This is a genomic window from Corynebacterium pseudokroppenstedtii (assembly GCF_019754945.1).
In the GTDB taxonomy this organism is placed as follows: Bacteria; Actinomycetota; Actinomycetes; order Mycobacteriales; family Mycobacteriaceae; genus Corynebacterium; species Corynebacterium pseudokroppenstedtii.
Genome location: NZ_JAEUWU010000001.1, coordinates 283815 through 298850, shown reverse-complemented (window position 1 = coordinate 298850; position 15036 = coordinate 283815). Strand labels below are relative to the sequence as shown.

Genomic DNA, 15036 nt, shown 5'->3' with positions numbered 1-15036 from the left:
TAATTATTTTAGATAAATAAGGTACCTGACTAGCACCAGCAATGACACTGAAATCGGAACAATTCCGTGACCGGCCAGAAAGACAGCCGCGGCTGCACGGTTCTTACTGATAACGGTGCTCCACCGGGCAACCACCCCCGCCCTCGGGTCCCGACGTATTAATCACCGAGGGCGTGCCTGATCCGCATCACCGCAGCATCCTTCTCCTTACGAGTCAGCCCCGGCTTCACACCAAACTGATCCACAACCGTATCGGCAAACGTCGAGACCGTTGCCCAACGAAGCTCCGGGAGAGCACCAATTACGGCAGCCAAAACCCCTAGACGATCCCGGGCGCGAACCTCGAGAATGTCGCCATTCCACATCAGTTCAGCATCGTCTTTGGTGAAAGGAAGACGCGTTTCTCGAGACTTCTGTTGCGCATAAAGCGACTGAAGAACGGAGTTATCGGGCTTGCCCTCATGCACCGGGTGCAGGGCAAACATCGCGACGGTCTGAGTCAACCCCTTGTCGGTGGGTTCATCGCACATGATGCGGGCCTGCAAGATGTGCCATTTGCGGTCCAGCATCAGGTTGATCACCCGCTGGAGCGCTGAGGGGTCGTCGTCGTCAAGGATTAAGCGCCAAAAGTGCTTGTCATCCTGCATTTCTACCGGCGCGGACGTCTCCTTGAGATCGATGACGTCGGCCGCAAAATCAGGGTGTTGCACGGGTGCAATGCGCATCTGCGACCGAGCCACGCGTGCGAGGCGTCGGACAGAAGCGGCAGCTCGCGGGGTCCACACATTCGGACCAGTCCCCTGCGCATCGCACGCGGTCAGCACCTCGAGAAGATCCAGAACCAATGGGATGCTATCGACGCAATCGACCAGCTCACGCGCGGTGTCCGGATCATTGGGATCCCGGTTCAGAGCGAGCCGCATGAGATCCGTGTGGTGGGCAACCAACACTTCCAGCACGCGAGCATCAGCGGGATTCAAGCCCATACGTCGGGCAGCATCTTTGACCATCCGAGCGCCGACGACGCTGTGGTCCTCGGGCTGATCCTCGTCCCCTGTCTGCTTGCCCAAGTCATGATAAAGCGCAGCGAGCAGGAGCAGATCGGGGCGAGGCACATGGATCGTGTTCTCCGCCGCTTGCTTCACCACCGCGAGCGCATGCTTATCCAAAGTCAACACGTGGGTCCGTTCCCGCGGCATGACTCCACGAATACGGCGCCAACCTGGCACAATGGGCTCCCAGAGATCGTGCCGATCCATGGCTTCGACGACGTCGTTCGTCCGATCACCACCGGCCAAGACCGCGCAAAAATCAGAGAGTGCCGACGACGGCCAGGGCTCGGGCAGCCGGGGGCAGGACTCCAGGCGCGTCCATACCGCTTCACCGACGGGAAGGCCTGTTCTCACGGCGGTCGCTGCGACGCGTAGAGGGAGGCCGGGATCATCCATCTTCGCCGAGCGAGCTAAAGCGATCTGCCCATTGTGATCCACTACGCCCTCGTCGAGAGGACGGCGAATGGGACGGCGAAGAGCCGTCCGTGACGGTAGCGCCGCGCGCGCCGTCGAAAAGCCAATAGTCAATGCGGCGTCGATATTTCGTGCCGCGGAGGCAACCTCTTCGGACAAGGCATATCGGTCACCGCGCCCCATGGCGACGGCGATATCCGCAGCGAACTCGGGGTCCAGGATGTCGCGGGCACGACGGACGGAATCATGCAACAGCGTGCGCACGTCTAATAACAGCTGGTAGTCCGTATCGGACACAGTGGCATTGGCCACCTGCGCAAGGGCGAGCGCGCGCAACAGCTGCGCGTCACGAAGCCCACCACGGCCGTGCTTGAGATCAGGCCGGGTCATCGCGACAACCGACCCGGAGCGGTGCCACCGCGATGCTGCGGAGGCAACCAAAGAGTCAAAGCGTTGAGGGATGGAGGACCGCCAATCAGCCATGATTTTCGCCCTGGCGGAGCTGGCTAGGTCTTCGTCCCCGGTGACGAAGCGAAGGTCCACCAACGATAGCGCGGCGGTCATGTCCGCCGATGCCGTCGAGATCATTCCCGACACTGTCCGCACGGAATGGTCGAGTGGAATGTTGCGATCCCACAGCGGGTACCACACCGATTCCGCGACCGAGGCCACCACATCCGGTTTGATGCCGTCCGCGTGCAGCAGCGTCACATCGAGATCGGAGTAATGAGTCATTTCGCGACGGGCAAAAGACCCCGTTCCACACAGCACGAAACCATCCGGCAAGTCGCACTGACTGAGCAACTCTTCATAGGAGGCTGTGACTGCCTCGCGTACCGACGCCGGCGACGACGGAAGGCCGTCTGACTTATTCGCGGCTGAGTTATTCCCACCCAGCTGCCCCGAAGGCGCACTTGGTTCGTGCCGCACCCCGGCCAATCGCTGTCCTCTACTTGTTACGCCCACTTGTTATACAGCGTCCTCACCGCGTTCCGCCGTCCGGACTCGCGCAACATCGTCGACCGGTGTTACCCAAATCTTCCCGTCGCCGATCTTTCCGGTACGAGATGCGGAAATAATTGCTTCAATGACGTCGGAATACAAATCATCCGACACAACAACTTCGATCTTTATTTTTGAGACGAAGTCGACGGCATACTCAGCCCCGCGATAAACCTCGGTATGCCCTTTTTGCTGCCCAAATCCTTGGACTTCGGTAACCGTCATGCCGCGCACGCCGATATTTTCCAAGGACTCCTTAATATCGGTGAGCGTAAAGGGCTTCACAATAGCGGTGACAAGCTTCACGATCATCTCCTCCTTATTCTTGCTCGGTCCGTCTGTAGCTCTGGGTTAAATCTGTTTCTTGTGCCCATACACCGTACGCCATTCGCCGGATAAACAGCGCCTTACCGAATATCCATTCCGACGAAGTCATAAGCGGTCTCGCTGTGCATGGCGAAGTCAATTCCGCCTCGTTCAGCGGAATCGTCGATACGCCAGCCCATCACAGCGGAGAGAATCGTTCCGATGATTGTGGTGATGATCGCCGTGAACACCATCGCGACAACTGCGATGACCACCTGAATGATGAATAACCTGAAGCCATCTGCACCGCCACCGGTCAAGAGCCCGGCGTGGTCTTTCGCTAGCAGACCGACGCCGATCGTTCCCCAAATACCCGACAGGAGGTGAACACCAACGACGTCTAGGGAGTCGTCGAACTTCAGCTTGTACTTGAGGCCAACTCCGTAGGCCGACACCACTCCGGCGACAGCACCGAGAATGATCGACGTCACCGGGGTTAAGTTTCCGCAGGCCGGGGTGATAGCAACCAGACCAGCAACGACGCCGGAAGCCGCACCCAAGGAGGTGGCGTGCCCGTCTCGTATGCGCTCGACCGCAAGCCAGGCCATCATTGCAGCGCAGGCTGCGACCGTCGTATTAATCCAAGCCAGAGCAGCATTGCCGTCGGCGGCGAAGGCGGATCCGGCGTTAAAGCCGAACCAGCCGAACCACAGGAACGTCGTGCCGATCATGGTGAGGGGAAGGTTGTGGGGGCGCTGAGGGGCTTTCAAGAAGTCACGCGATTTGCCCACGATAAGGGCCAAGACGAGGCCTGCAACACCGGCGTTGATGTGGACCACTGTTCCGCCCGCGAAGTCGATGGGGGCGATTTTCGCGACTTTCTCGCCGTCGTCCATCGTCGTCCCGAATAACCAGGCAGCAATGCTGTGTTCAGAATCGGACAGCAAGCCGCCACCCCACACCATATGGGTCAAGGGGAAGAACGCGAAAGTGACCCACAGCACGGAAAACACGAGCCAGGTGGAGAATTTCACACGGTTGGCAAGCGAACCAGAGATAAGCGCTACCGTGATCACCGCGAATGTCAGCTGGAACGCGACGTCGATAATTTCGGGGTACCCATTGCTACCCGTGGGGAATGTTCCGTCGTCGGATGGGAGAATTCCTCGCAGCCCGAAGTTGGTGAACGGGTTGGCGAAGATGCCGCCGATGTCGCCGCTGGAATACGACATCGAGTATCCCCACAGCACATAAATAACTCCGATTGCCCCGAGAGCACCGAATGACATCATCATCATATTGAGGGTGGACTTTTGACGTGACATTCCGCCATAGAAAAAGGCGACGGCTGGCGTCATTAACAACACTAGGGACGCGCTAATGAGCATCCACGCGGAATTGCCAGCCGTCACACCACTCTCCGTTGCCGAAGCGGCAAGAACTACTTGGTCGACGAGCACACGAGACTCCTCTCGCAGGACTCCACGCGGGGGCTAGCAGCGCACATGGGACGATTCGCGTGCGTCGGCGCCTCAAGCGGGAAGCCTGATTGTGGGCAGATAAGTATTCGCGACATTCACGCTCGGCACGTCGACAGTGATTCTTTGAGTTTTCACTCCACGGGCATGGAGGTGATGCCTACAGGAAAAGCATGGCTATCTCGTGTTTCCGACGTCGCAGTATGACGTTTCATTCGTGTGAAATAAAACCAATATTGTTTCGCTTTTGTTACGAGGGAAACGTTCGCTGGCGTATGCGAAAACCCCAGGTGATGAACACCCAGGGTTATCTGTAGTGCGACAGCTTGTTAGGGCTATAGCTTATAGCCAGCTTAGAGCCTGGCCGTAATCTGCTGCGCCATATTGTCTACACCTTGGTAGGTCATGTGCATGGACATTGCAGCGTTGTTGCCGTTGGTCTCAATCAGACCTGAAACCCAGTTTTCCCGACCGGGGGCACACGTACTGTGCCCCACAGTCGATTCGGCCATGTCGAGATAGGTGCCGCCGTTACGCTCTGCAGCCGACGATTGCTGGCGCTTAATGATGTTGAACGCGTTCTGGAAACCGAAGCCCGGAGTGTTGAACGGACGAGCATCGCCAGCCTGAATCCAGCACATCATATTCGGATCGTCAGGCGCAGTGAGCTGGGGGTAGGACAAGAAGATCAGCTTGGCGTTCGGAGCAGCTTCACGGATGCGATGAGCAGCCTTGTCCAGCTCGGCACCAGCTTCAGCCTCGTGAGCAGGATCCTCGGGAGTGAAGCTCCACGCGTACCCGGTCTTGTAGAAGTCATTGATACCGATCAGAATCGGAACAGCCTGGGTATTCGGGTTCAATGCTCCGCTGTCGATCGCCTTGGTCACCAAGGTATCCAGGCGATTGGGGTTCAAGTTAGTTTGAGTCGGTGCAGCGGCCAACGTCGCGCCTGAACATGCGTAGTTCTCAACTTTTCGGCCCGAAATAGACTGCAGAACAGAGCCGACATCATGCTGGTCGATGGGGCAGCCGGAAGCAGCTGAACCCGTGACAGGAGCAAACCGGGGAGCGACAGGAATGGCTGCTTGAATGTGGTCATTGAGGAGAGCCAGCTGGTTTGGGGTGGCCATGTACGAGTCACCCAACAGCACAATATTGGAATCTCCCTCAGCTTCGGCTGGGTGAGCAGCTACGGCTGCACCGGCACCAACAGCAAGAACACCGACGAGAGCAGAGAGCTTTTTAGCTAAGGACATTTCACTTCTCTTCTTTTTACGGGCGGGGGGAGTTTCCATGTGCCAACGCAGTTCGCTACACGGCAGTGGAACTGGTCTAACACACAGAAAGGTGCCCTGGTTCAGGTGCCGCACTAGTCCGCACGGCCCACTACACAACGGCCTACAAAGTGTTTCGTTGGAACACGATATATTATTTCATCTGAAAAGCATAGGTTGCAGTGTGAGCTTTTCATGTTGACAAATTCGGGTGCTGACGCGACAGGTTGACGCACAATTGTCACCGGCCACGGCCATATTTCTACCCGAGCAGTGCGTCGACAAAACCCTCAACCTCGAAGGGGGCTAAATCGTCGACGCCCTCCCCAAGGCCGACCATCTTCACGGGAACACCGAGTTCTTCCTGCACCTGGAAGACAATTCCGCCTTTGGCCGTGCCATCCAGCTTCGTCAGGACTACGCCAGTGATGTCCACTGTTTCCGCAAAGATGCGGGCTTGGACCAGCCCATTCTGGCCGACGGTCGCGTCGAGAACCAGAAGGACTTCATCCACAACAGCCTTCTTTTCGACGACGCGCTTTACTTTGCCCAGCTGATCCATCAAGTTGTTCTTCGTGTGGAGCCGGCCTGCGGTATCCAAAACAACAACATCCGCGTGATCGGCAACGCCGGCAGCCACCGCGTCGAATGCCACCGATGCTGGATCGGCGCCCTCAGGGCCACGCACAGTGCGGGCATTGACGCGACTCCCCCACGCTTCAAGCTGATCGGCCGCCGCTGCACGGAAGGTATCCGCAGCGCCCAACAGCACGCTGTGTCCCATGGCGGTCAACACTCGTGCCAGCTTTCCCGCCGTCGTCGTCTTACCCGTGCCGTTCACACCGACAACAAGGACCACAGCAGGCTTGCCCTCATAGGGCATCGCTCGGATCGATCGGTCCATCTCCGGGTGGCACGACTCGATCAAAGCCTGGCGGAGCAAAGCTCGGGCTTCCTCCTCTGATGAAACACCCTGGGAAGCGATTTTCTCCCGCAGGGAGTCAACCACTTTCATCGTGGCCGCAGTGCCCAAGTCCGCCATGACGAGCGTATCTTCGACGTCTTCCCACGCATCCTCGTCGAGATCGCCGCCGCCGAGAATTCCTAGAACGCCTTTACCGATGGCATTCTGGGAACGCGACAGCCGCCCACGCAGCCGGTGGATACGACCATCGACAGGCTCGGGAGTTTCTGCGGGCTCTTCCGGCTCCGCCTCAGCTACAGCCGCGGTGCTTTCGTCAGTCTGATCACTGGATGACGGGCGCTCCTCAGCCGCGCTACTCTTGCGCGCGAGTTCAGCGGCGGCTTCCACACCGACGGCAACCGACTGCGCTGCAGCCGCCGCCTCTTCAGCTTCAGTTTTCTCTTGCTCTGTAAGGTCACTCTCCGAGAGCTCACCGCTATCCGACGCCGGGTCCCGTTGTGCCGTCGAGCCCTCAGCTTCGGCGTCGTCGGTTTGCGCGGACGATGCCGCAACGACTGGTTCCGCGGGAGATTCTGTCTCCACGGGCTTCGAGGACGATTCAGTCTCTACCGGCTGTGCTGACGGCTCTTTCTTGTCGGCGTCATCGGCCTTATCAGCCTTGCCAGCCGAATCGTCGACTGCTTCGTCGGCAGGAGGAACAACCGGCTCATCCTGTTCGCGATCAACGGTATCCGGAGATTCCGTCACGCCGGCAACGTGATCATCGGGACTCTTCGGTGCCTCGTCGGCACGACTATCGTCGGCAGGCTCAGTCGGTTGAGGGACGGGTTTTTCTGCGTGAGCACTAGTTTCTGGCTCAGCAGCCTGTTTGCTCGTCGAGGAGCTACTCCCCGCCGGTGCCGGTTCCGGTTCTTTTTTAGCCTGTTTCGTTTGCCCAAATTCACCGGCGACGATGTCGGCCTGTGACGGCTTGTGCCCCGTCGCAGGGCCGGCGGCGAAATTGAAACCGCCTTTTGCCTGGTAATTGCCCGAATCGGGGCGCTTCTTCTCCTCAGTGTCACTGGCCTTACTTTCGAATGACACTGTGTTCTTTTTACGCCTATGAAGCCCAAAAATAATGAGGAGCGCAAGGAGCACCAGGACAACAACAACGCCGACAATGGTCCACAACACAACAGGAGACATAGTGGCCATTATGTCAGCAACCGTCGCACTATGAAGAAGGAGCCACAGGATGTCGTACTATTTGCTGCCTATTTACTTCCTTTTGTGGCCGACAACACCCAGAACCATGGCATCGGCAGAGACAATGTCCCCGGCGACGAGATCCGGCAGCATCTCAGCGACACGAGCCCATCCCGCTATGGCTTGTGGGGACAAAGCACCCATTTTGCCTGCACCGTGGGCTTCCAAACGCGCGGCCAAGGCAAAAACGAGAGACACAATCGGTGCCAACGCCCACCGGTTGTCGACGGATTCCGTGTCCACTCCCTCCAGACGATCGAACCGAACACGCGCCGCAGCGTACAACTGGCGATTGCTGTGTCGAATCCTCTTCAACAGTTTCGCCGCCGTGACCATCAGGTCTTCTTCACCCAGGAGCTGAGTTAATTCCTCACGGTGGGAGAAAGTCTCCAACACAGCCAACAAGCGGGAGTTATCCTCGCTAATCGGCCCCGGCATGATCCCGGCACTATCCAAGAACTGCTGCAGAATAACTTTCTGCTGAGCCTCGGGCATGCGAGCAATATGAACGGTCGTGGGGTCCAAGCACGCATTGTCCAAACTCTGGTCACGCCCTGTGGTAAACGCCTCCACAGCCCGGTCCCCGACTAGGGAACGGAGTTTCTCCAACGCATTGTTCCGCCCTTGAGCAGGACTGACGTCAGGATCCGGAGCCAGGTCGCTCGCCGCATCCTTGCCGTCGCCATTGTCGCCGGCGTCACCATCGTCGCCATCGGCTGACTCAGATGATTCGGACGATTGTTCGGCGGCTTCCTCCGCAGCTACCATCGCCGCATCCCAACGCTCAACCTCAGCTAAGGCCCCCAAAGCGCCAATCCACGGAGCCGCCGATCCCTGAGAGGTCAACGACTCTGAATCAATCGCGGTGGGATCGAACGCCGACCGCACAAGCCCGCTCGAGATCAACACACTCGGGCGTTTCGATGCGTCGACAAGCGATTGAGCCAAGCCGACCAACGCAACACTCGGCTTAGACAGGAAGGCGTCACGGACCACTTCAGCACCGCGAGGCAATGAGGTAAATGCCCGCGAATCCGACATCCATCCGGCTTGGAGGTCCCACAGCAAACTGAAGGTTTCGGCACCGCCTTCGATTTCTTTCGATTCGCCGGCCAAGAAGGCGCTCAGAGAATCGAGCCCGTGGCCCGTCGCATATCCTGGCTGATCCACCATGACAGCTTGAGGGCCTGGACGTGCCGGGGCGCGCAAGTTTTCACTGACATCCGCGCAATACACCTGAACAACCAAGGGCCCGACATTACGAAGCTCCTCGGGCAACGTCGCTTCACCTTCGACGACACGAACGCTCAAGGCGCGGCGCCACGGAGCCGTCGTCGGCCACATCCACAAACCCAGCGGACGGCCATCAGGCGAGCCCTTCACCACCGCGACCGACGTCTCATCCCCCGGAGCCTTATCCGCGGACACCACCACGGTGTCGTCTTTTAGCTCGATTTGCCATTCCGGCGTGGGGGCCAACGTCACAAGGCGAACCGATGTGCTCTTCCGCGTCTCTTCATCGACCCAGCTCAGCTCGATGCTTCCGCCAGACTGCGATGCCAGCGCGGGGGCAAAGTCCTTCAACGGGATGCGCCAGGTCATGCCGTCCCAGGTGATCATTTTCTTCGTGCGCACCGGGGAGCCGTGGTGATTCCTCGCGGTAATGACCGGTTTGTGAAGCTCACTGCCCGTACGGACACGCAAGAACATGTCACCGTTCAACTCGGAACCCGCGCACACCAGCGGCGTTGACCGCCAGCGAGCTTCCTCACCCTTAAGAGGAACTTGGAAGCGCAGCCGAGGAGGCGTCACCACAATGGGAAGCAGATCGCCGTCATCGGTGCTCACCGTCGCCGAGCCACGCGCCGAATCCGCGCCGACCTCAACCGGATTCGGTTCAATCGACGCCGGTTTCTCCGTCGCCAATTCGACTGACATTGGTGAGAGCCCACCGGCAACCGGGATACGGAAACCGTGGTTGTCCTCAAGCGACGTCACCAGGCCTTGGACGATCGCGTACCGGTGGCGGAAGGACTCATTCCGCGGACCACGCAAGCGGACGATATATTCACCCGTCCAGGGCGATTCATACAAATCGGGGTCGAACACGTAGACGGCTCCACCATCGGCGGGCACCTCGACAGGTTCCGCAGGGGTGACTTCAACACCGGCCTGACCAGGGCCAGCGTAGGACGAAATCGATAAATACCAGACCTCATCGGCACCGGACAGCGTCGCCGGGAATTCCGCCAACAGGCTTTCAGAATGAACAGGTAGCCCAGAGACCGACCGAACGTGTGAGCACAACTCACCCTCGGTGAAAATCACCCTCTGCCGAGGATCAACACTGCGCAATGCCGTGCCGGCAGGCTCCCCCGGGCGACGCACCTGGAAGGACGCAGCATCATTAACATCGACAGTCCGGGCAATCCAGCCATTCCAGCCCCGAAGCTCCACGCCATCGTCGGCAGGCAAGGGGGTTTCACGGACAGGGTCAACGATTTCCGCGTCATCGGGCGACACCACAATGAGGTCCGTATGGTGCAGTGATACCTTGCTCGTCACGTTGTGGCCACGCATTGTGAACGCCAGGAACGGTTCCGAGAGCACAGGGATCGTCCACGAGACCCGACGAACAATTTCCTTGACGACGATTTCCCGGGCGGCTTTGCGCACGGGGACGTCGAGGATCTCCGAGAATCCTTCCGTGTCATTGTCATAGCCCGTGCGGTACTCGACGACCTCACCGTCAATAGAAACGCGCCACCGCAGCTCAACGACGGTTTCGTCCAAGGGCATTTGCGGCAAACGCAGTACCACGCGCTCTCTGTTGACGTCGTAGACCAGACGGGGCGACGTCTCCCACGACGCGGTCCCCACCGTCGATAAGCGATCTACTGTGCCTGCGGGGCGTTCGCGTAATTCGTCGACAAGATCTTCAAGAATCAGTAGCGGGACGCGATAGGAGCCGTCTTTGCCCACTCCCCATTCGGCCCACTGGTCGACCTCGTACGGGTGCTGGGCAGCCCACCGATAGAACTCGATGATGTCGTCAAACAGGCGAGTGGCGCGCTCAGGTGCCACCGTGCAGAGGGGACCCAGCTGCCGTGTCGGTGATGTCTCGACAAAGTGCTCAGTCAGTGACGCGCCGGTGACGTTGTCGGGGTCCTCGTCGATGAGCGCGATGAGGCTCGGGATCCACCCCGCGGGAATTGTTGCGTGTACTAAAAGCCGGCCCAACTCGCCATCGGAGCCCGACGCAGCAATGTCCATCGGATCGAGACCAGCACGAGAAAGAATCTCGGCCACATGACCGTCAAAACACCCGTAAAACTGCTCGGCCAGATCGCGGGGTACGCCCAGGCCAGCCCAATACTCAGAATCAAAATTGCTTAAATCGGCAATACGGCCAGCGCGGCCCACCAATGTCGTCGCCACAATGGCCGGGCAGGCCTCGAGAACCGCGGAAAGTTCTGCCCCGGCAGAAATTTGTCGAGTGACAAAACGACCCCAGAAACGGTCCAGGCGCTCTAACTCGTCGCCACTGAGGTTGACCTCGACGGCGAAATCAAGGTCTGACAGCTGCCGAGACAGTTCAAGCTCCGTCGTCGATGCCCAACCCAACAAGGGGTCAGCGGAATCTGCAATAAAACTCGTGGGGGCGTCAACGCCTGACAACTGAGTAATCCTTTCCAAAACGCAATTGTGGCTACACGATTATTCGACGTACACCGATCATCTGAGCTCACGACACTTCCGATGAACCGGTGGCCGATCCGGCGGCTGAGCCAGCGGCCGATCCGGCAGGTGAACCGGTCACAGCAGGGTCGCTCACTGGCTGGGAGTGAGGGCTCATTCGTTGAGAGATTACACGTGTCATCCCGTCGCCGCGCATTGTCACGCCATACAGCACATTGGCAATGTCCATCGTCGGTTTCTGGTGTGTAATCACGATCAACTGTGAGTCTTCCCGGAGCTCTTCAAAGAGCGCGATCAACCGTCGGAGGTTGACATCATCCAGGGCTGCTTCTACCTCATCCATGACGTAGAACGGGGATGGCCGAGCGCGGAAGATCGCTACCAATAAGGCTAGTGCTGTTAGGGACTTTTCACCCCCAGAAAGCAGCGATAGCCTCGTCACCCTCTTGCCTGGCGGACGTGCGTGGACCTCAATACCGGTTGTCAGCATGTCATCGGGATCGGTCAGAGATAACCGGCCTTCGCCGCCGGGGAACAGTGTTTCAAACACCCGGGGGAATTCGGCTTGGACGTCCTCCCAGGCATCGGTAAAGAGCTGCAAAATTGTGGCGTCAACATCTTTAATCACACCGCGGAGGTCCTCGCGGGCCTGCTCAACATCCATGAGCTGGGTGGAAAGAAATGAATAGCGCTCTTCCAGAGCCTTATATTCCTCGAGAGCCAAAGGATTGACTTTGCCGAGTTGTTTCAACGCACGCTCCGCAGACGCCAAGCGCTTCTTTTCCGACGCAGGATCGAAGTCGGTCAGATCCTGGCTTGCCACAACATCCTCGGGATTGAGGCCAATCTGCTCGACGATGTGCTTCTCAGCCTGTTCCACACGTACCAGCGCTGCTTCACGTTTAACATCCGCATCGTGCGTCGTTTTGAGCGCATGTTCGCGCTGCGTCGTGATGGCACTCAACGCGTCCCGCGCACGGCCCCGCTGCGCGGTTGCTTCGGACATGCGCGCGTGGAGTGTGTCGCGCTCCTCGGCCGCCTTGTGGACTGCGGTCTCTACTCGTTCGGCCAGGCTTTCGCACCACTGCGCGATGTGAGCTGCTCGTTGCCGCGCTCGACGACGGGCCCGCTGTGCTTCTTCGTGCCGACGTCGGTGGGCCCGCTCGTGCTCGGCTTGGCGGCGGAGCCTCTCCGCCTGGCCTTTAATCGCAGAGGCGCGTTCCTCGGCGCTACGCAGCGCCAACCGAGCCTCGGTTTCCATCGCCCGCACTTGGGTCAGTTCCTCGTGGGCCTGGTCCCGGGCGATTGCTGACGACTCCTCGGAGGAATCATCCGCGTCACTGATCTCCGCGTCGATACGGGAGCGTCGGTCAGCCAAGTCGGCCAGTTCGGCGTGGATATTGTCAATGCGCCCTTCGGCGTGGGCGCGGTTTTCCTGGACCTCGTGGAGTTCCTTCTTCAGACGTTCGACGGCAGCTTCCGCGGTGCTCACGCGCTCTTTGAGGTTCGAGGCCACGGCGGTGAACTCAGTGTGCGCAGCACGGGCGGCACCCAAGGCGTCTCGTCGTTCCTGCACTGTTGTCTCTGCGCCGGCAATCGTGCCCGCGAGTTCCCGCGCCTTGGCCGTGTAGTCCGCCAATTCTTCTTGCGCCTGGTCAACGGAGGACTTGATGTCAAGGGTCGTGGCTTCACCCGAACCACCGCTCATCCAACCAGGGCCGATGACGATACCGCTCTGCGTCACAGCGCGCAGCCTGGCGTCATCGCGAACCAGCGCAACCCCGGCTGCCACCGACGGGACCGCAACGACGTCGACAAGAAGACCAGTCACTGCATGGGTGAATTCACTATCCACCGACACTTTGTCTAAGAACCACTCGCAACCGGCGGGAAGATCCGCATCCAGCCGCCACGTAGGTTCCTGCGATTGGCCCATGATCCACGCCCGGCCCGCATCAGCAGCGACGAGCGATTCGAGGGCTTCACCCACACTTTCCCACGTATCCCCAGGCGCGGTAATGGCCTCAGCAGCCTCCCCCAGCGTCGAGGATAAGGCCGCTTCCCATCCCCGTTCGACGCTGACTGAGTCAACGAATGATCCCCACTCCACCGACGAATTCGTGCGGAGCCAGGAAACCCCGTTGGTGGGGCGAACCGTTGCTTCTAAGGTGTCGATGCGCGATTGAAGTGCAGAAATGGACCGTTCGTAGTTTCGATCGGTATCGCGGAGTTCGCGGAGGCGATCGTCTGCGCTTGCAACATCGCGCTCGGCCTCACTAACCCGATCCAGTATTGCCCCTGCCTGGGAATCGTGGTCCTGGAGGGCAGCGTGGGCTGAATCAACATCGCTCTTTGCCTGGGCTAGGGCCGGAACCACCGCATCAACGGCCCTCGTTGCGCGCTGGAGATCGTCATTCGCAGCCTCCAACCGCTGGCGTGCGGAATCTTCCGAGGCATCTAAACGGGCGACACCTTCCCGGCGATCCGCAATGGCCCGCAGAGCAGCGAGGTGCTCTTTCTCAACCTGCTGGGCTTTCTCTTCCTTTTCATCAACCTGCTCGCGGATGGTCTCTAACCGTTCGGCTGCTTCTTCCACCGCGGCAGTGGTCTCTTCTTCGCGCTCTGCGGCCTCGCGGGCCCGCGCTTCCAGATCCTCTGGGTCCGGGCCGCGGTAGTCCTCAGATTGATCATCCGCCGAGGCCCGGTCAGCAGCAATACGCCCGGTCGCCGTGACACGCTCCGACAAGGATGACAGCCGGAACCACAGCTGCTGGGCCTCTTCACTCCGCGGTCCTAGCTCGGCAACGCGATGTTCCAGTTCATCGACGTGTTCGCGCAATTCCTCGAGCTTCTCGACGAGGGCTTCCTCTTTCTCCCGCGCCTCATTGGCCCGGCGCGTCAGCTCGTCGGCGTCGTCCCGCGCGGTGGCCAGCGAGTGCGCGGCGAGGTTGAGTCGAGCTTCGCGTAGGTCCGACTGCACTGTCGCGGCTTTTTGGGCTGCTTCCGCCTGCCTAGCCAGCGGTTTAAGTTGTCGTTCCAGTTCTGTGGTGAGGTCGCGCAGCCGGTCCACATTGGCCTGCATGGACACGAGCTTGCGCTGGGCTTTGTCCTTTCGCCGGCGGTGCTTGAGGACTCCGGCTGCTTCTTCGATATATGCTCGCCGGTCCTCTGGTTTGGATTCCAAGATGGTGGAGAGCCGCCCCTGCCCCACGATGACGTGCATCTCTCGGCCGATCCCCGAGTCAGAGAGCAGCTCCTGAATATCCATCAAACGGGCTCTGGCACCGTTTATTTCGTACTCGCCGCCCCCGTCGCGGAACACCCGTCGGGTGATGGAGACTTCTGAATAGTCGATCGGCAAAGCACCGTCGGAATTATCGATCGTGAGAGTGACTTCAGCACGACCAAGGGGTTTGCGTGCGCCCGTCCCAGCGAAGATGACGTCGTCCATGCTTCCGCCGCGCAAAGACTTGGCGCCTTGCTCCCCCATGACCCATGCGAGGGCGTCGACAACGTTGGATTTTCCTGACCCATTGGGCCCGACGACCGCGCAGATTCCGGGTTCGAGTTTTAAGGTCGTCGACGAAGCAAAGGACTTGAATCCTTTAAGGGTCAGCGACTTCAGGTACATGCCAGTAAAT

At 59.4% G+C, this 15036-nt stretch carries 7 protein-coding genes; all 7 read right to left on the bottom strand.

What is annotated here, in order from left to right; genetic code table 11:
* Positions 1–158 precede the first annotated feature (158 nt).
* Positions 159–2396, bottom strand: coding sequence for a [protein-PII] uridylyltransferase (locus tag JMN36_RS01245; RefSeq protein ID WP_236881840.1), 2238 nt, complete (start codon positions 2394–2396; stop codon positions 159–161).
* A 39-nt stretch (positions 2397–2435) separates the two neighbouring features.
* Positions 2436–2774: a P-II family nitrogen regulator gene (locus tag JMN36_RS01240; RefSeq protein WP_221923813.1), complete on the bottom strand. Its 339-nt coding sequence runs from the start codon at positions 2772–2774 to the stop codon at positions 2436–2438.
* A gap of 101 nt (positions 2775–2875) precedes the next feature.
* Positions 2876–4162: an ammonium transporter gene (locus JMN36_RS01235; RefSeq protein ID WP_221923812.1), complete on the bottom strand. Its 1287-nt coding sequence runs from the start codon at positions 4160–4162 to the stop codon at positions 2876–2878.
* A gap of 443 nt (positions 4163–4605) precedes the next feature.
* Positions 4606–5508, bottom strand: coding sequence for a GDSL-type esterase/lipase family protein (locus JMN36_RS01230; RefSeq protein ID WP_221923696.1), 903 nt, complete (start codon positions 5506–5508; stop codon positions 4606–4608).
* Between the two features lie 280 nt (positions 5509–5788).
* Positions 5789–7636 carry a signal recognition particle-docking protein FtsY gene (gene ftsY, locus JMN36_RS01225; protein WP_221923695.1) on the bottom strand — a complete coding sequence of 616 codons (1848 nt, stop codon included), beginning with the start codon at positions 7634–7636 and terminating at the stop codon, positions 5789–5791.
* Between the two features lie 72 nt (positions 7637–7708).
* Positions 7709–11374 (bottom strand): hypothetical protein, encoded by a 3666-nt coding sequence (locus JMN36_RS01220; RefSeq protein WP_221923694.1) that lies wholly within the window; start codon positions 11372–11374, stop codon positions 7709–7711.
* A 67-nt stretch (positions 11375–11441) separates the two neighbouring features.
* On the bottom strand, positions 11442–15026 hold the full coding sequence (smc, locus tag JMN36_RS01215) for a chromosome segregation protein SMC (protein WP_221923693.1): 3585 nt from the start codon (positions 15024–15026) through the stop codon (positions 11442–11444).
* Positions 15027–15036 lie beyond the last annotated feature (10 nt).